Origin of the sequence: Streptococcus sp. oral taxon 064 (assembly GCF_001683375.1) — a bacterium.
GTDB classification, from domain to species: Bacteria; Bacillota; Bacilli; order Lactobacillales; family Streptococcaceae; genus Streptococcus; species Streptococcus oralis_S.
Map to the genome: position 1 here is coordinate 1,788,735 of NZ_CP016207.1, position 19,318 is coordinate 1,808,052.

17 protein-coding genes, 2 tRNA genes and 1 pseudogene are annotated in these 19,318 nt (G+C 41.6%); 1 reads left to right on the forward strand and 19 read right to left on the reverse strand.

Annotated features, from left to right (window positions below; genetic code table 11):
- Positions 1–139 precede the first annotated feature (139 nt).
- The 19 genes and pseudogenes from AXF18_RS08780 to parE form a co-directional block, all read right to left on the reverse strand.
- Complete coding sequence (locus AXF18_RS08780) at positions 140–709, reverse strand: hypothetical protein (RefSeq protein ID WP_049500366.1); 570 nt, start codon at positions 707–709, stop codon at positions 140–142.
- A gap of 19 nt (positions 710–728) precedes the next feature.
- Positions 729–2,141: a Fe-S cluster assembly protein SufB gene (gene sufB, locus AXF18_RS08785; protein ID WP_000797057.1), complete on the reverse strand. Its 1,413-nt coding sequence runs from the start codon at positions 2,139–2,141 to the stop codon at positions 729–731.
- A gap of 35 nt (positions 2,142–2,176) precedes the next feature.
- Positions 2,177–2,617 (reverse strand): Fe-S cluster assembly sulfur transfer protein SufU, encoded by a 441-nt coding sequence (gene sufU, locus AXF18_RS08790; RefSeq protein ID WP_049500368.1) that lies wholly within the window; start codon positions 2,615–2,617, stop codon positions 2,177–2,179.
- The gene (locus AXF18_RS08795) at positions 2,604–3,830 is read right to left on the reverse strand and encodes a cysteine desulfurase (protein ID WP_065371830.1); all 1,227 of its coding nucleotides are present in this window, start codon (positions 3,828–3,830) and stop codon (positions 2,604–2,606) included. Before AXF18_RS08795 ends, sufU begins: the two co-directional genes overlap by 14 nt.
- A gap of 10 nt (positions 3,831–3,840) precedes the next feature.
- Positions 3,841–5,103, reverse strand: coding sequence for a Fe-S cluster assembly protein SufD (gene sufD, locus AXF18_RS08800; protein WP_007522149.1), 1,263 nt, complete (start codon positions 5,101–5,103; stop codon positions 3,841–3,843).
- Positions 5,104–5,130: 27 nt separating this feature from the next.
- The gene (gene sufC, locus AXF18_RS08805) at positions 5,131–5,901 is read right to left on the reverse strand and encodes a Fe-S cluster assembly ATPase SufC (RefSeq protein ID WP_000114489.1); all 771 of its coding nucleotides are present in this window, start codon (positions 5,899–5,901) and stop codon (positions 5,131–5,133) included.
- A gap of 151 nt (positions 5,902–6,052) precedes the next feature.
- Positions 6,053–6,247, reverse strand: a complete 195-nt coding sequence (locus AXF18_RS08810; protein ID WP_000198269.1) for a DUF3272 family protein — start codon at positions 6,245–6,247, stop codon at positions 6,053–6,055.
- Positions 6,248–6,274: 27 nt separating this feature from the next.
- Complete coding sequence (gene dnaX / locus AXF18_RS08815) at positions 6,275–7,933, reverse strand: DNA polymerase III subunit gamma/tau (RefSeq protein WP_007522150.1); 1,659 nt, start codon at positions 7,931–7,933, stop codon at positions 6,275–6,277.
- Positions 7,933–8,430, reverse strand: a complete 498-nt coding sequence (locus AXF18_RS08820) for a GAF domain-containing protein (protein ID WP_007522152.1) — start codon at positions 8,428–8,430, stop codon at positions 7,933–7,935. The genes dnaX and AXF18_RS08820 overlap by 1 nt, the downstream gene beginning before the upstream one ends.
- A gap of 82 nt (positions 8,431–8,512) precedes the next feature.
- Entirely contained in the window at positions 8,513–9,715 is a 1,203-nt protein-coding gene (rpsA, locus tag AXF18_RS08825) for a 30S ribosomal protein S1 (RefSeq protein ID WP_001001617.1), read from the reverse strand.
- 162 nt (positions 9,716–9,877) lie between these two features.
- Positions 9,878–9,949: transfer RNA gene (locus AXF18_RS08830), tRNA-Gln, on the reverse strand.
- Positions 9,950–9,957: 8 nt separating this feature from the next.
- Positions 9,958–10,038: transfer RNA gene (locus tag AXF18_RS08835), tRNA-Tyr, on the reverse strand.
- Between the two features lie 49 nt (positions 10,039–10,087).
- Positions 10,088–10,318: a DUF2969 domain-containing protein gene (locus AXF18_RS08840; protein ID WP_049490136.1), complete on the reverse strand. Its 231-nt coding sequence runs from the start codon at positions 10,316–10,318 to the stop codon at positions 10,088–10,090.
- A gap of 112 nt (positions 10,319–10,430) precedes the next feature.
- Complete coding sequence (locus tag AXF18_RS08845) at positions 10,431–11,453, reverse strand: branched-chain amino acid aminotransferase (protein WP_049499997.1); 1,023 nt, start codon at positions 11,451–11,453, stop codon at positions 10,431–10,433.
- Between the two features lie 130 nt (positions 11,454–11,583).
- Complete coding sequence (parC, locus tag AXF18_RS08850; protein ID WP_070800165.1) at positions 11,584–14,064, reverse strand: DNA topoisomerase IV subunit A; 2,481 nt, start codon at positions 14,062–14,064, stop codon at positions 11,584–11,586.
- A gap of 242 nt (positions 14,065–14,306) precedes the next feature.
- On the reverse strand, positions 14,307–15,125 hold the full coding sequence (locus AXF18_RS08855) for an aminoglycoside 6-adenylyltransferase (protein ID WP_065371831.1): 819 nt from the start codon (positions 15,123–15,125) through the stop codon (positions 14,307–14,309).
- A gap of 613 nt (positions 15,126–15,738) precedes the next feature.
- A pseudogene (locus tag AXF18_RS10230) lies at positions 15,739–16,132 on the reverse strand (hypothetical protein); the annotation flags it as partial.
- A 78-nt stretch (positions 16,133–16,210) separates the two neighbouring features.
- Positions 16,211–16,561, reverse strand: coding sequence for a hypothetical protein (locus AXF18_RS08870; RefSeq protein ID WP_000725494.1), 351 nt, complete (start codon positions 16,559–16,561; stop codon positions 16,211–16,213).
- Positions 16,562–16,589: 28 nt separating this feature from the next.
- Complete coding sequence (gene parE / locus AXF18_RS08875; protein ID WP_065371833.1) at positions 16,590–18,533, reverse strand: DNA topoisomerase IV subunit B; 1,944 nt, start codon at positions 18,531–18,533, stop codon at positions 16,590–16,592.
- Positions 18,534–18,668: 135 nt separating this feature from the next.
- On the opposite strand from parE, the gene plsY reads away from it, so the two are divergent.
- On the forward strand, positions 18,669–19,310 hold the full coding sequence (gene plsY, locus AXF18_RS08880; protein WP_007522164.1) for a glycerol-3-phosphate 1-O-acyltransferase PlsY: 642 nt from the start codon (positions 18,669–18,671) through the stop codon (positions 19,308–19,310).
- Positions 19,311–19,318 lie beyond the last annotated feature (8 nt).

The following is a 19,318-nucleotide window of genomic DNA, read 5'->3' on the forward strand; positions in this document are numbered from 1 at the left end:
TTTTGAAAAAAATTCTGAACAGAAAGGATTTCTGTTCAGAATTTGCATTTTTACCCACTGATTCTTTCAATTAGTTACCTATCAAGCGAGTAGGTTCAACAGTATACTCCATTGAAAGTTTTTTGAGGATTTTGGATTTTTAAACTTCAAAGTAAGGGAACGGACTGTCACTATCTAAAGGACGATTTGGAACTTCTTGTTCCAAAATAGCGCGCCAACCAGATACCAATTCTTCAAAAGTCAGTTGTGCTTCTGGAGAAGCTGTTGTCAGCTTCCGACCAAACCAAGCCATGGTTGCAGTTTCAAACTGAAGCATAGCGTACTGGATTACTGGTACATTTGCCTCTTCATAATTTTCATTTACTGCACGCGCTACTTCTGCCGCTTGCGGAAGGAGTTGATTGCTGATTTTATCGACAACAGTCGCATCCATCTCTCTCCATGAAAGAAGTTGACCATTTACCTGATAAAAGAGCTCAAAGGTTTCTTGATTTTCCTTGAAATTAGCAAGAACAAAAGCACGTTCTACTGCCTCAGGACCACCAGCAGCTTTTACAGCGTTTATCAAAAGGTTTTGTTCCATTTGTCTCCAATAATCATCTGCTTCTTCTACTAAATCAATTGTGAAAGGTGGAACAATTTCCTCAGCAGGAATTTCACCTTTATTCGCTTTTTCAACATTACCAAATAATTTTTTTAAGAATCCCATTTGCTTCTCCTTTTGAGTTTTATCCGACAGATCCTTCCATTTCATAGCTAATCAAGCGGTTCAGCTCAACTGCATATTCCATTGGAAGTTCTTTTGTGAAGGGTTCGACAAACCCCATAACGATCATCTCTGTTGCCTCAGATTCTGACAAACCACGGCTCATGAGGTAGTATAGTTGTTCTTCTGAAATCTTAGAAACCTTAGCTTCGTGCTCCAAAGCAACTTGCGAGTTGTGGATTTCATTAAATGGAATAGTATCTGATGCTGATAAGTCATCCATGATAATGGTATCACACTCGATGTGAGAAACAGATTTCTTAGAGTTCTTGTTAAAGGTTACTTGTCCACGGTAGTCGACCTTTCCTCCGCCTTTAGCGATGGATTTAGACACGATAGACGAGCTTGTATGTGGGGCGTTGTGGATCATCTTGGCACCAGTATCCTGATGTTGCCCTGCGTTAGCAAAGGCGATTGAAAGCATGGTACCACGTGCTCCTTCTCCATCTAGGTAAACAGATGGGTATTTCATAGTTGTTTTGGCACCTAAGTTTCCATCGATCCACTCAACAGTTGCATCTTTCAAAGCTTTGGCACGTTTTGTTACCAAGTTATAGACATTATCAGACCAGTTTTGGATGGTTGTATAACGCATATAAGCTCCGTCCAAAGCGAAAATTTCTACAATGGCAGCGTGCAAGCTGTTACTTGAATAAGTTGGCGCTGTACAGCCTTCTACGTAGTGGACACTCGCTCCTTCATCAACGATAATCAAGGTACGTTCGAACTGACCTGTATTTTCGTTATTGATACGGAAGTAGGTTTGAAGTGGAATATCTACTTTGACACCTTTTGGCACGTAGATAAAGGTTCCACCAGACCATACTGCTGAGTTGAGGGCAGCCAATTTGTTATCTGTTGGCGGTACCAACTTAGCGAAGTATTGTTTAAACAAGTCTGGGTATTCCTTGAGGGCAGAATCCGTATCTGTAAAGATAATCCCCAATTTCTGGAACTCTTCCTTCATGTTATGGTAAACCACTTCTGACTCATACTGGGCAGAAGCTCCTGCTAGATAAGCACGCTCAGCTTCTGGAATTCCGATACGTTCAAAGGTTTCTTTGATTTTCTCAGGAACTTCGTCCCATGAACGGGCTGGTTTGTCAGATGGTTTTTGGTAGTAGATCAAGTCATCAAAGTCAATCTCTGACAAGTCTGCTCCCCAGGTTTGCATAGGCATTTTTTTGAAGGTTTCATAAGACTTCAAACGGAATTCTAACATCCACTCAGGTTCACCCTTAGCAGCTGATAATTCGCGAATGACTTCTTCGTTCAATCCTTTTCCTGTCGATAGGACAGGCTCTACATCGTCATGGAAACCAAATTTATATTCACCAAGGTCAATTGGTTTTGGTTCTACTCTTTCTTCAGCCATAATATCCTTTCTTTCATTATATATTTCTATGTTTCTTATTTTTCTTCTTGATCTTCAATTGTTTTCTTAAGGGCATTCCAAGCTAGAGTTGCACACTTGATTCGTTGAGGGAATTTGGCAACACCTGATAAGAAAGCCGCGTCTCCAAGTTGGTCTTGACGCTCATCTTTTTGCCCTTGAACCATTTCAGAAAAAATAGTTGCAAGTTCTAAAATTTCTTGTTTGGTCTTGCCTAAAACTGCATCTGTCATCATACTAGCAGAAGCAGTTGAAATCGTGCATCCTGAATTTAGAAAAGCGATATCTTCTAAACGATCCTCTGCGTCAAACTTAACAGAGAGATTAATAACATCGCCACAGGTTGGATTGTTGAGGCTGATTTGCTCAGCGTCTTCTAACTTCCCTTGGTGATGTGGATTTTTCGAATGGTCTGCCACCACTGCCATATAAAGGCTATCTAGTTTAGAAAGTGCCATTGAAAAACTCCTTTGTCTTTTGTAGGGCATCGACTAGCTTGTCACAATCTGCCTTGGTATTGTAGATATAAAAACTTGCACGAGCTGTTGCTGGAACTTCCAAATATTGGAGCAAAGGTTGAGCACAATGATGACCTGCACGAACTGCTACCCCTTCATAATCCAGTGCTGTAGCTAGGTCATGGGGATGAAGATCGCCTAGGTTAAATGCAATCACACCTGAACGTTTAGCCAAGTCCTGCGAACCATAAATAGTCAATCCCTCAATTGCCTGCAATTTTGGAAAGACATATGCAATCAATTCCTGTTCATGAGCTTCAACGGCATCCATACCAATCTTTTCTAGATAATCCACTGCTGCAGCAAGTCCGATAGCACCTGCCATATTTGGCGTTCCAGCCTCAAATTTCCAAGGCAACTCCTTCCAACTAGCAGATTGCTCATAGACGAAATCAATCATCTCGCCACCAAACTCAACTGGTGACATTTGTTCCAGATACTTTTCTTTACCGTAAAGAACACCAATACCAGTTGGTCCAGCCATCTTGTGACCTGAAAAAGCAAAGAAGTCCACATCCAAGTCCTGGACATCAATCTTCATATGGGGCGTAGACTGAGCGCCATCCACCACCATGATAGCTCCAACTTGGTGGGCCAATTGCGTGATTTCTTTGATAGGATTGACTACACCAAGAACATTTGAGGCGTGAGCTAGGGAGACAAACTTGACTTTATCAGTCAATTTAGCTCGCAAGTCATCCATATCCAGAGCTCCATCCTTGAGATAAACATAGACAAGCTCTGCCCCAGTCTTGCGACAGACCTCCTGCCAAGGAATGATATTGGAATGGTGTTCCATGACAGAAATCAAGACCTGGTCTCCCTCAGTCAGGATTTCCTCAGCGAAGCGTGCCACCCAGTTAAGGCTGGTTGTCGTTCCTCTGGTAAAGAGAACTTCCTTTGTAGAGCCTGCATGGATAAACTTACGAATGGTTTCACGAGCAGCTTCATAAGAAGCTGTTGCTCGCTCAGCCAAGGTATGAACACCACGGTGAACATTGGCATTGTCCTGCTTATAGTAGCGGTTGATTGTTTCCAGAACTGCTAGTGGTTTTTGTGTCGTCGCAGCATTGTCCAGATAGACCAGAGGTTCATCGTTGACAATCTGGTCTAAAATTGGAAAATCCTTACGAATCGCTTCTACATCTAACATAGGCTTCCCCTTAGCGTTTTGACAATTTTTCTTCGATGGTTGCAATCATTTCTTCACGAACTTCTTTGACTGGAATCTCAACAATTACGGAGCCAAGGAAACCACGAACAACCAAGCGTTCTGCAGTTGCCTTATCCAAGCCACGACTCATGAGATAGTACATATCTTCTGGATCTACTTGTCCGATAGAAGCCGCGTGACCTGCAGTTACGTCATTTTCATCAATCAAAAGAATTGGGTTGGCATCTGAACGAGCCTGATCTGAAAGCATAAGAACACGACTCTCTTGTTGCGCATCTGCTCCCTTAGCCCCCTTGATGATGTGGCCGATACCGTTGAAGGTCAAGGTTGCTTTTTCAAGGATAACCCCATGTTGGAGGATATTTCCGATTGAGTTGCAACCGTAGTTAGTCACTCGAGTGTCAATCCCTTGCACCTGACGACCACTTGAAAGAGCTACGACTTTAAGGTCAGCATGGCTACCATTTCCAATCAAATCGCTATCAAAATCAGCAACAACATTTCCTTCGTTCATGACACCGATTGCCCAGTCAATGCTTGCATCGTTGCCTAGTTTACCACGGCGGCTAATGTAGGCAGTGACATTTTCACCTAAACGGTCAATAGCAGCAAACTTCACTTGCGCACCAGAACGAGCAATCACTTCGACCGTGATATTAGCAGTTGCCTTGGCACTACCTTCACCACGTGACTCTAAACGCTCCAGATAACTAATCTTAGAATATTTACCAGCGATAATCATAATATGCTTGTTAAATGGCACATCGCTATCACTGTCTTGGTAGAAAATACCTTCGATTGGCTCTGTAATCTCAACATTATCTGGAATATAGAGAACAGCACCACTGTTAAAGTAAGCTGTATGGTAGGCTGCCAACTTGTCATCGTCATACTTAACAGATGACATGAAGAATTCCTCGATAAGTTCGGGAATTTCTTCTAAAGCTGAGTGAAAGTCTGTAAAGACTACTCCTTGTTCAGCCAATTCAACTGGAATTTGTTCAAAAACAGTCTGCGTTCCTACTTGCACCAACTTCAAGTGATTATCTAAAGCAGTGAAGTCAGGAACATTTGCTGAAGGTTCACTTTCTGTGATCGTTCCATCTCCCAGATTCCAACGGTGAAATTTGACACGCTCAATGACTGGTAATTCCAAACTCTCAATCTTATCAAAAGCTTTTTGACGGAGGTCAGCCAACCAGCTTGGTTCAGCGTGCATTTCTGAAAAAAGTTTAATATTCTCTTTAGTCATTTACTTCTCCTAAAAGATACGAGGGAATTACAATTCTTCCTTGTAGTCGTAGCCAAGTTCTTCAGCTAGTTTTGCGTATCCTTCACGTTCCAAACGGGCAGCCAATTCTGGACCACCAGAAAGGACAACACGCCCTTCCATCATCACGTGGACAACGTCTGGTGTGATGTAGTTCAAGAGACGTTGGTAGTGAGTGATAATCATAGCACCAAAGCCTTCACCACGCATGGCATTGACACCTTTAGACACAACTTTAAGGGCGTCAATATCAAGACCTGAGTCAATCTCATCCAAAAGGGCAAATGTTGGTTCCAACATCAAGAGTTGAAGAATTTCATTACGTTTTTTCTCACCACCAGAGAAACCTTCGTTGAGGTAACGCTCAGCCATTTCTTCTTTCATGTTGAGCAATTCCATTTTCTCGTCTAGTTTAGTGATAAACTCACGAACCGAAATCTTCTCGTCATCTTCTTTACCAGCATTCATGGCTGCACGAAGAAATTCAGCGTTAGTAATTCCTGGAATTTCAGACGGGTATTGCATAGCAAGGAAAAGTCCCATACGCGCACGCTCGTCTACTTCCAATTCAAGGATATTTACACCATCAAACAAGACTTCACCTTTGGTAACTTCATAGTTAGGGTTCCCCATGATAGCTGCAGAAAGAGTCGATTTACCAGTACCATTTGGTCCCATGATAGCAGCGATTTCTCCTGTTTTCAGAGTCAGATTGACCCCTTTCAAAATTTCTTTTCCTTCAATTTCAACGTGAAGATCTTTGATCTCTAATACTGACATGATAGTTCCTTTCTTTTTCTGGCCTACTTCCTTTACCCTTAAAGAAATCACTTACATTTCTAAAAAAATACAAGAAAAGGTCCATAAATATACTCTACTAGTATAACAAAAAAAAGCCTAAAAGGCTTTGATTTTGTTTAGAAGCTAGTGACTAATCCTTGCGGTTTAGGTGCTGATCAATGGCATCTACTATTTTCCCCATTACATAACTTAACCTAAAATTTCGAAAAAGTAGAATGGCCCAAAAGGCTGCCATAAAATAGCGACCCGTCATCCAAGCTTCATTGAAAAAATAAGTCTCAGCAGCAGTAAATAGTGCTATCACGATAAATTGTTGTCTAGTCATAGGATTATTGTACCATGAAATCCACTTTTAGTCTTCTTCGACCATGACTTTATCAGCCAAAAATTCGAATCCTTCTGGAATTAGACTTTCTTCTTCTACCTCTTGATCTGCTTGAGAAGACTTGTTTTTAGCTGAAAATGCTGCACGAACCTCTTTCCATTCCTCAAGGGAAATTGCCAGGATTTCAGGTGAAAATCCAGCCGCTTGGCTAAGAATATTGCCAAACATGGTATTGAGGTTATCCCGTTTCATAGTTTGTCCAGCATTGAAATTAGATTCAAAAGCTAAAATAGCATGGTGTTCGTTGGCCGCAACTGGTTGAGAACCAACAAGCAGAGCCTTATCAGGACCTGCTAAGCTTTCAATCACTTCTCCCCATGCATTCTGGAGGCGAATCAAGTTTTGCCGTGCCAAATCAGGATTTTCAACAGCTTCTTGTAGGATAGCCTGAACTTTATTACGGTCTACTCGATAGACTGTCTTGGAAGTGGCTGGACGGCTAGGGACTGGCACTACTTGTTTAGGAGCTGCTCCAACATTGGCAAGTTCTTGTTTGAGACGAGCGACTTCCTGTCTCAGTGTAGAAATTTCACTTTCTACAGCTCCTGAAAGAGCAGATTCAGGCTTAATCTCAGCTAAACGAATGGTCATCATTTCAGCATAAATCTTAGGTTGCAGGCTAGCTTTCATATCCGCCAAACTCACAGTCGCTATTCGAATCATTTCAAAGAGACTTTCCTGAGAAAGAGCTAGATTGTCCATAAAAACTGGACTATGATGAGTATTTTCGCCACCTGTCTGAACAACTAGTAAATCACGCAAGTACTGTAAAAGATCCGTCACAAAACGAGTCATGCTCTTGCCATTTTCAAACAAAAGATTCAAAGAATCAAGCGCTTTTGAAACATCCTGCTGAGATAAGGCAGCTACATAGTCATCAAGCGCTGATAGACTAATGGTGCCTGTAATCTCCTCAGAGATAGCTGTGGTTAAAGCATTCCCTTGCGTCAAACTCAAAGCTTGGTCCAGAATAGACAAGGCATCCCGCATTCCACCTTCAGCTCGTCTAGCAATGATTTCCACAGCCTCTGGTTCAGAACTGATATTTTCTTTTTCTAAAATATGATGAATATGTGCTGTGATATCTTGCGTTCGAATCGACTTAAACTCAAAACGTTGGACACGCGATAAAATAGTTGCTGGAATCTTGTGCAATTCGGTGGTCGCCAAGATAAAGATAACGTTTTGAGTTGGTTCTTCTAGTGTCTTCAAAAGCGCATTAAAAGCTCCAGTAGACAACATATGAACCTCGTCTATGATATAGACCTTATAACGTGCCAAACTAGGAGCGTAAGTAGATTTATCACGAATTTCACGGATTTCATCAACTCCGTTATTCGAAGCTGCATCCATTTCGATAACATCTTCTAAGCTACCTTCTGTCACAGCCTGACAGATATAGCAGTTATTACATGGTTCTCCGTCCACTTGGTTCGGACAGTTCATAGCCTTGGCAAAAATCTTGGCCACACTGGTCTTCCCAGTCCCACGAGGACCTGAGAAAAGATAGGCATGACTAATCTTTTCCTGCTCGACCGCTTGTTTTAGGGTTTTAGCCACAACCTCTTGTCCGACCAATTGTGAAAAAGTTTGACTTCTATATTTTCGATAAAGTGCTTGATACATTAGGCTTTCTCCTCAAACATCGTAAAGTCCCATTCTGTCTTCTCAAGCAAAATAGCGACAAATTGTTCCAAGTAATCACGGTCAACGGCATTGTAATCATCAATAACTGAAGAATCCAGGTCTAAGACACCCAGCAATTGACCATTCTTGAGCATGGGAACCACGATTTCACTCTTGGCCATACTATCACAAGAAATGTAGTTTGGATAGGTGCTCACATCGCCAACCAAAACAGTCTCTTGAAACTCAGCAGCTTCTCCACACACGCCTTTCCCAAGCGGAATGCGAATACAAGAAACACCACCCTGAAAAGGCCCTAAAATCAACTCGTTACCATCAAACAGATAAAAACCTGCAAATACAGTATTGGGAAAGCGAGATTTTAGGAGGGCACTAGCATTTGAAAGATTGGCAAGAACATTGCTCTCACCTTCAAGTAAATAAGAGAGTTCCTCATTTAACAATTGATATTGTGATTGTTTTTCTGAATCTAACATAGAACTATTATATCAAAAATGAGAAAGAGACAAAAGAAAAATCCCTTGTTTTAAACAAAGGATTTTGTGATTATCAATTTGATTAAAGTTCGATATCACCGAACAAGTCAGCCATTGAGAATCCTGTTTGTGTTTCTGGAAGTTCGAAATCACGTTTTTCTTGACGTTTTGGACGACGTGGACGAGCAGCACGTTTTTCTTCTTTTTGTCCTTCTTCTTGAGCTGGACGTTCTTCAAGAGCTTTGATAGAAAGTGATACACGTTCTGCGTCAGCGTTAACATCAAGTACTTTAACAGTAACTTCTTGACCAACAGTAAGAGCTTCTTTTGGATTTTCGATACGTTTGTGTGAAATTTGTGATACGTGAACAAGTCCATCGATACCTGGCAATACTTCAACAAATGCACCGAAGTCAGTCAAACGTTTAACTGTTCCTTCTACTACATCACCTTTAGCCAATTTTTGCTCAACGCCATCCCATGGTCCAGGTGTTGTTGCTTTAAGTGAAAGTGATACGCGACCTTCTTCTTCGTTAAGATCAAGGATCTTCACTTCAATTTCTTCACCAACAGTTACAACTGATTTAGGTGATACGTTACGTTCGTGTGACAATTCAGTCAAGTGAACCAATCCGTCAACACCACCAAGGTCGATGAAAGCACCAAAGCTAGTGATACGAGCAACTTTACCAGTTACGACATCACCAACAGCCAATTTACCGAATACTTCAGCACGAGCTGCTGCAGTAGCTGCTTCAACAACTTCACGACGTGAAAGGATGAAGCGGTTTTCTTTAGGATCAACTTCTTTGATTTTAGCATCAAATTCTTGACCTACGAAACGCTCAGTGTTACGTACGAAACGAGTATCCAACATTGAAGCTGGGATAAATCCACGAACACCTTCAAATTCTACTGAAAGTCCACCTTTAACGGCACGAGTTCCTTTAACAGTAACAACTTCTTCTTCGCGTCCTACAAGTTTGTCCCATGCTTTGCGAGCTTCAAGGCGTTTTTTAGATACAAGGTATGTAACTGTATCAGTATCTTTACCAACTACTTGACGAAGTACAAGAACATCCAATACTTCTCCTACTTTCACAAAGTCATTGATATCTGCATCGCGATCGTTTGTCAATTCGCGAAGAGTCAAGACACCTTCAACACCAGTCCCAGAGATTGCAACGTTAGCTTGAGTCGCATCAACTGTCAATACTTCAGCACTAACAACATCACCAGGCTCAACTTGGCTAACGCTATTTAGCAAATCTTCAAATTCGTTCATCTAAAAAATCCTCCAACAATCAAGTTTTTCCAAACTTGACATACTTATAATTTTTTTCCTAAGCACCCGCAAAGACATGTTCATATCGTTCACGTCTTTCAATTATAAAAATAAAATACCCTAAGATATTTTTCTTTTTATCTTGAATTTATTACCTAAGAACTGGGGTAGCTGGATTCGAACCAACGCATGAGGGAGTCAAAGTCCCTTGCCTTACCGCTTGGCTATACCCCATTGATGAATGGAGAGAGAGGGATTCGAACCCCCGAACCCGAAGGAGCGGATTTACAGTCCGCCGCGTTTAGCCTCTTCGCTATCTCTCCAATGTTTAACGAGAACTATTATATCATGAAATTTTCAATAAAACAAGTGTTATTTTGTCAAATTATAGTTTTCAATCAAAATTTCCACAGCTTTTTCAAGTTTTTTATAAAAACTATCGACATTTCCATTCTTTATGATGGCAAATTGGCTATCTAATTCGGCAATTTCCCCAATAACCTTTTTCCCGATCGTCAAAACGTATCCTTCATAGCTGTCTTTTCCAACAGCCACTTTTGCATCGGTTAATTGGATTTCAATTTTCTTATCTTTTTTACTCATACTGTACCTCTTTTCACTTTTTCTATTGTACAAGAAAATGCTCAAACTAGCAAGAAAAAACTCCATTTCAGTCCTTACAACTGCTATGGAGTTCTTCTTTACTTCATGTCTTTTAGTCCACTTTGACAATCCATCCTTCAGGCGCTTCTACATCACCAAATTGGATACCAGTCAATTCATCATAGAGTTTACGTGTAACAGGACCTACTTCTGTTTCACTGTAGAAAACATGGAAATCATCGCCATGTTGGATACCTCCAATTGGAGAAATAACTGCTGCTGTACCGCAGGCACCTGCCTCTACAAAACGATCCAAATTATCGATTGGGACATCACCTTCAATCGGAGTTAAGCCCAAGCGGTGTTCTGCCAAGTAAAGCAAAGAGTACTTGGTAATGGATGGCAAGATGGATGGACTCAGTGGTGTAACAAATTCATTGTCTGCCGTGATTCCAAAGAAGTTGGCTGATCCGACTTCTTCAATCTTTGTATGTGTAGATGGGTCTAAGTAGATAACATCTGAAAATTGGCGTGACTTGGCCATTTTACCTGGGAGGAGACTAGCAGCATAGTTTCCACCTACCTTGGCCGCACCTGTACCATTCGGAGCTGCACGGTCAAATTCATCTTGAATCAAGAAATTAGTTGGAACCAAGCCACCTTTAAAGTAGTTGCCAACTGGCATGGCAAAGATAGTGAAAATGTAATCCTCTGCAGGTTTTACCCCGATAATATCTCCAACACCAATCAAAAGTGGACGGAGATAAAGGGTTCCACCTGTTCCATATGGTGGGACGTATTCTTCATTTGCCCGCACAACTGCTTTACAAGCTTCTACAAACATTTCTGTCGGAACTTGTGGCATCAAAAGACGGTCACAAGTACGTTGCAAACGCTTGGCATTTTCGTCAGGACGGAACAGTTGAACACTGCCGTCCTTGGTACGATAGGCTTTCAATCCCTCAAATGCTTGCTGTCCATAGTGGAGACTTGGAGAAGACTCTGAAATATGCAAGGTTGCATCCTCTGTCAATTCTCCTTGATCCCATTGACCATTTTTGTAGTGAGCGATATAACGGTAAGGTAATTTCATATAAGCAAAACCAAGATTTTCCCAATCAATTGCAACTGTCATGTGTTTCTCCTTTATACTATTCAAACTATGTGTTCTATTCTACACTTTTCTAGTAAAATTTCAAGTATTATTTGTAATTTTCTGAAAATTTTTTCAACATAAAGAAATCAGCCCTCTGGACTGATTCTTTTTAAGAATTTGCTTTATCTTCTTTAAAGACTTCTTTGAGGTAAGCATCGAAAACTTCTTCATCTGAAATCGTGTCTGAAATAAAGCTTCCATTGCTAGTACGTTCTGACAAGTTGAGGTCTTGCAACCGACTCTCATAGATTGTTCCCTTGTTAGATTGGACAAGTAACGTTTGGTCGTTTTCTTCTACTTCTGTACTAAAAAGATCACCAACGAAACCTTGCTCTGCAACTGCTCCAGCCAAGAAGACTCGGTGCGGTTTGTTTTTCAACTCACGCAAGACTTGTAGGCCTCGTTTGGCACGGCTAGTCGCTGGAATTTCCTCAATGGAAACGCGTTTCAAGCTTCCACGTTGGGTCAATAGGTAGAAGGATGAGGTGTTACAGATAAAGGCTGCCTGAAGCGCATCATCTGCTTTCAGGTTCATAGCCTTGACACCTGCAGCCTTGGCACCAACAACCGGAACCTCTTCGATATTGAAACGAAGGGCATAACCGTTTTGACTAATCAAAAGAACATCATCTAGTTTAATCGGAGCCACTGCTACAATCTGGTCTGTCTCGTCTTTGAGCTTAGCGTACTTGACAGATTTAGACTTGTAGGTCCGCCATGGAGAGAACTCTTTGCGTTCTACACGCTTGATTTGACCAAGGCGAGTCGCTGCAAAATAAGTTGTCGCATCATCAAACTGATCCACTACTTCTGCATAAAGGATTTCTTCGTTAGTTTCAAAGTTTGTAATCGTTTGGCTCAAGTGCTCTCCGATGTCCTTCCAGCGAATGTCTGCCAATTCATGGATTGGTCGATAAATGACATTCCCAAGAGTTGTGAACATCAAGAGGTGCTGGGTTGTCTTGGCAGTTTGCACAAAGATCAGACGGTCATCATCACGTTTGCCAATTTCTTCCAGAGTGGATGCTGCAAAAGAACGTGGGCTAGTACGTTTGATATAACCTGCCTTGGTTACGCTGATGTAAGTATCTTCCTCGGCAATCAAACTAGCTGTATCAATCTCGATTGTTTTCGCAGTATCTTCCAAAGTACTCAAACGTGGTGTCGCAAATTTCTTTTTGACCTCACGGAGTTCTTTCTTCATGAGATTGTACATAGTCCGTTCATCACCGATGATAGCCGCAAGCATGGCAATCTTTTCACGCAATTCTGCTTCTTCTTCCTGCAAGACAACCACGTCTGTATTGGTCAAACGGTAAAGTTGTAAGGTCACGATGGCTTCAGCCTGCTCCTCAGTAAACTCATAGCTGACCTTGAGGTTTTCCTTAGCGTCAGCCTTGTTCTCAGAGGCACGGATAAGAGCAATAACTTCATCCAAAATCGAAATCACGCGAATCAAACCTTCGACGATATGGAGACGCTTCTCAGCCTTTTCCTTGTCAAAGCGGGAACGAGCCAAAATCACTTCACGACGGTGGGCAATATAGCTAGACAAAATTGGCACAATCCCAACCTGACGAGGTGTGAAATTGTCAATCGCCACCATGTTGAAGTTGTAATTGATTTGCAAGTCGGTGTATTTGAAGAGATAGTTGAGTACGAGCTCGGTATTCGCGTCTTTTTTAAGTTCAATAGCGATACGAAGACCATCACGGTCAGACTCATCACGAACCTCAGCAATCCCCGCTACCTTGTTATTGACACGAACATCATCGATTTTCTTGACCAGATTGGCTTTATTGATTTCATAAGGAATCTCAGTGATAACGATTTGCTCCTTACCGCCTTTTAGCTTTTCAATCTCCGTCTTAGAACGAACGACCACGCGCCCTTTCCCAGTTTCATAGGCCTTTTTGATCTCGTCACGCCCTTGGATGATAGCTCCTGTAGGGAAGTCTGGCCCAGGCAAGAATTCCATGAGTTTGTCCACCTTGGCTGTTGGGTGGTCAATCATGTAAACCGTCGCATCAATAACCTCAGCTAAATTATGGGGAGGAATGTCTGTAGCATAACCAGCCGAAATCCCAGTCGAACCATTGACCAAAAGGTTGGGAAAGGCTGCTGGCAAAACCGTCGGTTCTTTCTCGGTATCGTCAAAGTTCCAAGCAAAGGGAACTGTCTTCTTTTCGATATCTTGAAGAAGATAACCAGCAATCTCAGACAAACGCGCCTCGGTATAACGCATTGCCGCAGGCGGATCTCCGTCCATAGAACCTTTATTACCGTGCATTTCGACCAAAATCTCACGGTTTTTCCAATCCTGAGACATACGAACCATGGCATCATAGATAGAAGAATCCCCGTGTGGGTGGAAATTCCCCATGATGTTCCCGACAGACTTAGCAGACTTGCGGTAGCTCTTGTCAAAAGTATTGCCATCCTTATTCATAGAATAAAGAATACGACGCTGAACCGGCTTCAATCCATCCCGAATGTCTGGCAAAGCCCGGTCTTGAATGATGTACTTGGAGTAGCGACCAAAGCGCTCTCCCATGATGTCCTCAAGGGACATGTTTTGAATGTTGGACATAGGATACTAAGCCCGTAAAATGCAAAGTAAAAATAGGAAATTCTTAAAGCGAGTGATGCTCGTAAGAGAATTTATCTTTTTTACACAGCATTTAGGGCGTGTTCAACTCCTTTCAAAGAATATAGAGTAGATTTTTATACAATTTTTTTATACAATAAAGGATATTTTACGGAAATTAGTCCCGTGTTCAGTTACATTAAGTAACCAAACTATCCTTTCTGTAGGCTAATCTTTTAAATAATTCAGCGATTAAGAAGTCTCTTTTCAGCATACTCAATCATCTTCTCAGCTACTACCTTATCGTAGGCAAAGCTCATCTTTTGAGCAAGTATTTGAGCTTCTCTGTGGAAAAGTTGCATCGTAGCAAACAATGACTGAGTAAGTTTCTCTACACTTGAAAAAGCAAGCAGGTTCGAGAATTCCTTCTCTTTCTCTGTAGGTAAATACTGGAAAAGATACTTGTAGTTCTTGCCGATATCGACCGTTCCCTTATCTGCTGCCACTTGCCAAGCTAAAAGCTTGAGCAATTCTTGCTGACAAATTCCATAGAGATGATCCGTGGCATAGATGGCTTGCTTGCGACAAATCCCTTTAACCACGTAGGCTGACACCCACCAAAATTCATTGCAGACTTTGTCAAACTCTATTGCACTAGCTGGGCTTGTCCAAAAACGTTGAGGATTCGGGGAATAAGGTTCAAACACCCCCTTAGGATCTTCTAAAACGGTGAATCCTGCCTCACTATCCACCCACTCTTGAATGTGCTCTTTGGGGCAGAGGGTTAAATCAATCCGATTGCCATCTTCAAAGAGCATGAGATACAGATGGCGATGTTCAAGTACGTTATGCTGCTCAATAATGCGCTTGCCAAACTGATTCAACCAAGAAAGGTCACTCGTCAGATTATCTAAGTCGTCCACGACATAGATCACGTCGTAATCCTGAAACTCATCTTTTGGTGCTTTTGGGTTTGTCCGTGAACCAGACATGGCGACAGCCTCAACTTGTAAAGATTTAGCAATCTGTGAAATCGCATCAAGCATTTCTGTTTCAGTTCTCATCTTTCACTCCTTCAACACTTAGAGCTATTTGAAATTGTTTTTTATTATAAATTATAAACAATCGGTCATCTCCGACATTAGCTAAGCAATTAATCTCTATCCCCTACCAAAAAGTATTCTTGTCTTACTGATTTCGTTTGGTGTAATGGAGATAGAGAGGAGGAAGATAAGAAACCAGAATCATCAAAATCATTACCAAAAATGTCAACAGATGTATCTGAACTACATTTACAACATACGATCCCAGAACACCTACAGATAGGGGACATAAAATATAGGATAGGAAAATCAAAAGAGCCTTCCACCGTTTCTCCGGATAGACATAACACAATCGAATAAGTGTGTAGATTAAGGCTCCTGCTATCAAAGGAAAACCAAATAAAATCATGACAAAGGATGCCACTAAAGAACCGGATTCTGAGGAATCCATATTGAATAAAAGCATCAAGATCATAAAAAAGGTAAATACAATCGGTGCATATAAACCTTGGAAACTTTTTTTTCGACTATTGATGTAGAATGCAAGAATAGCTGACGGTAAAGAAACTAAGAAAATTAAACCCAAGTAACTTCCAAAAATCGAATGTCCTGAACTATTCATTATTCACACTCCTTAAAACACAGTCGCTTCTTCCAGCGTAAACTTGACATTATCTTCAATCCACTTGCGGCGTGGTTCGACCTTATCTCCCATGAGGACATTGACACGGCGTTCAGCGCGGGCTAGGTCTTCGATTGTGACACGGATAAGAGTGCGGGTTTCTGGATTCATCGTTGTTTCCCAGAGTTGGTCCGCATTCATCTCACCAAAACCCTTGTATCGTTGGAAGACAACTTCCACTTGAAAACCATTGTCTTCTCCTTCAAAGTATAGGGCTGGCGTCAAGGTTTCCTTTCCTTCATTATTGAAAGTAGTTAACTTGGAAATAGATTAGCAAACTTTACCTGTATAATTTTTGATACCTGTGATATAATTCAAAATCCAACAATCCTGTCACAGTTTCTATAAAACGAAATCTTACTTTGCTTATTAGCTGAAATAACCTAATGTTTAGTTAAAATTAAAGATTAACCTTTTTGTCATTTTACTGATCCTTTTTAAATTCGAAGCCTTGACCATTAGTAGCAGAAAGTCCGTCTGAATTAAATATTTCAAGATGAATTGTATCTTTATCTTTCTTTTCAACCTGATATCGAATTCCATTATCATCAACTAAGTTTACAACCGAATCTTTACGATCCTTTACTTCTAGATCCTCAGCTATTTTGCTTTCACCACTTAAAATAGTCCACTTCCCACTTTCTTCTTTAAATTCATACTTAGAATTTGTTTGATTACTAGTCCATGTACCTTTTAGCCATGCCTCCTTCGAGGCACAAGCAGATAAAATAACAGCCATAAAAGCAACTAATAGAACAGCATATATTTTTTTCATCATAACTCCTTTGTAATTCTAAAATTTATTAAAATACTGTCGCTTCTTCCAGCGTAAACTTGACATTATCCTCAATCCACTTACGACGTGGTTCGACCTTATCTCCCATGAGGACATTAACGCGACGTTCTGCGCGTGCTAGGTCTTCAATCGTGACACGGATAAGAGTGCGGGTTTCTGGATTCATGGTTGTTTCCCAGAGTTGGTCCGCATTCATCTCTCCTAGACCTTTGTAGCGTTGAAGGGTAGCGCCTTTACCAAACTGCTTGCGGAGTTCTTCTAGCTCTCCGTCCGTCCAAGCATAAGCTACTTCTTCTTTCTTGCCTTTGCCTTTGGACATCTTGTAAAGAGGCGGAAGGGCGATATAGACATGTCCTGCCTCGACTAGTGGACGCATATAGCGGTAGAAAAAGGTTAAGAGCAAGGTCTGAATGTGGGCACCATCTGTATCCGCATCGGTCATGATAATGATCTTGTCATAGTTGGCATCTTCAATAGAGAAGTCTGCTCCCACACCCGCACCGATGGTATAAATCATGGTATTGATTTCTTCATTTTTGAGGATATCCGCCATCTTAGCCTTGGCTGTATTGATAACCTTACCTCGAAGGGGTAAGATAGCCTGGAACTTACGATCACGACCTTGCTTGGCAGAACCGCCGGCAGAGTCCCCCTCAACTAGGTAGAGTTCATTCTTTGCAGGGTTTTTAGACTGGGCTGGAGTCAATTTACCAGAAAGCAAGCCCTTGTCTTTTTTATTTTTCTTACCATTTCGGCTCTCATCACGCGCTTTGCGAGCTGCCTCACGAGCATCACGCGCCTTGATAGCCTTGCGAATGAGATTGGAAGCCAGTTCCCCATTTTCCATAAGGAAGAAGGTCAACTTATCAGCCACAATCCCATCCACAACTGGACGACCCAGAGGACTTCCAAGTTTGTCCTTTGTCTGACCCTCAAACTGGAGGTGTTCTTCCGGAACCAGAATAGATAGAACGGCTGCTAAACCTTCACGGTAATCTGACCCTTCAAGGTTTTTATCTTTTTCCTTGAGAAGCCCTGTCTTACGAGCGTAGTCATTCATGACCTTAGTAATGGCAGACTTAAGTCCTGTCTCATGCGTTCCACCATCTTTAGTACGAACGTTATTGACAAAGGATAGAATGTTATCTGAAAATCCATCATTGTACTGGAGGGCAACTTCCACTTGGAAACCATTGTCTTCGCCTTCAAAATATAGGACTGGCGTCAAGGTTTCCTTGTCTTCATTGAGGTAAGAAACAAAGTCTTGTACCCCGTTCTCATAATGGAATTCGATTGCTTCATCTGTTCGCTTATCTGTCAAAGACAAGGTAACATTTTTTAAGAGAAAGGCTGACTCATTGAGACGTTCTGAAATGGTATTGTACTTGAAGTCAGTCGTAGAAAAAATCGTCGCGTCAGGCATGAAAGTGACTTTGGTACCTGTCTTAGACTTGGGTGCTGTACCAATTTTCTTCAAGGTTGTGACGGGTTTCCCGCCATTTTCAAAACGTTGCTTGTAGACTGTACCGTCACGGGTAATTTCAACTTCCAACCAACTTGAGAGTGCATTAACAACCGAAGAACCGACTCCATGAAGACCACCAGATGTTTTGTAGCCACCCTGACCGAATTTTCCTCCAGCGTGGAGAATGGTAAAGATAACCTCAACAGTTGGAATTCCCATGGCGTGCATCCCAGTCGGCATCCCTCGACCATGGTCTTGTACGGTTAAACTTCCGTCTTTATTGATGGTCACATCAATGCGGTCACCAAATCCAGACAAGGCTTCATCGACTGCATTATCCACAATTTCCCAGACTAGGTGATGGAGGCCAGCACCGTCAGTCGATCCAATATACATCCCCGGACGTTTACGGACCGCATCCAACCCTTCTAGCACCTGAATGGCGTCATCATTGTAGTTATTAATATTGATTTCCTTTTTTGACACAAGGAACCTCCTATTTGTTCATCTTTTCTATTTTACAGGTTTTCTAGCGATTTTGCAAAGCTTTTCCCTTTCAGCTGTCACAATTTCACAGGATATTCTCTGACTTTCTATACCATTTCATGGTATAATAGGTCTATGATGACATTTGTATTATTAATTTTAGCTTATCTGCTAGGTTCGATTCCATCTGGTCTTTGGATTGGACAAATCTTCTTTCAAACAAATCTGCGTGAACATGGTTCTGGAAACACCGGAACAACCAATACTTTTCGAATTTTAGGTAAGAAAGCGGGTATGGCAACCTTTGTGATTGACTTCTTTAAAGGAACCTTGGCCACTCTCCTTCCAATCCTTTTCCACCTTCAAGGTGTATCACCTCTCGTCTTTGGTCTTTTGGCCGTAATTGGACATACCTTTCCTATCTTTGCAGGATTTAAAGGTGGTAAGGCTGTCGCAACCAGTGCTGGAGTGATTTTCGGATTTGCGCCTGCCTTCTGTCTCTATCTAGCAATCGTATTCTTTGGAAGCCTCTATCTAGGTAGTATGATTTCACTGTCTAGCGTTACCGCTTCTATCGCAGCCGTTATCGGAGTTCTCCTATTTCCACTATTTGGATTTATCCTGAGCAGCTATGACCCCCTCTTCATTCTGATTATCCTAGCACTTGCTAGCTTGATTATCATTCGTCACAAGGATAATATCACACGTATCAAAAATAAAACTGAAAATCTTGTCCCTTGGGGGTTGAACCTAACCCATCAAAATCCAAAAAAATAAAACGCCAG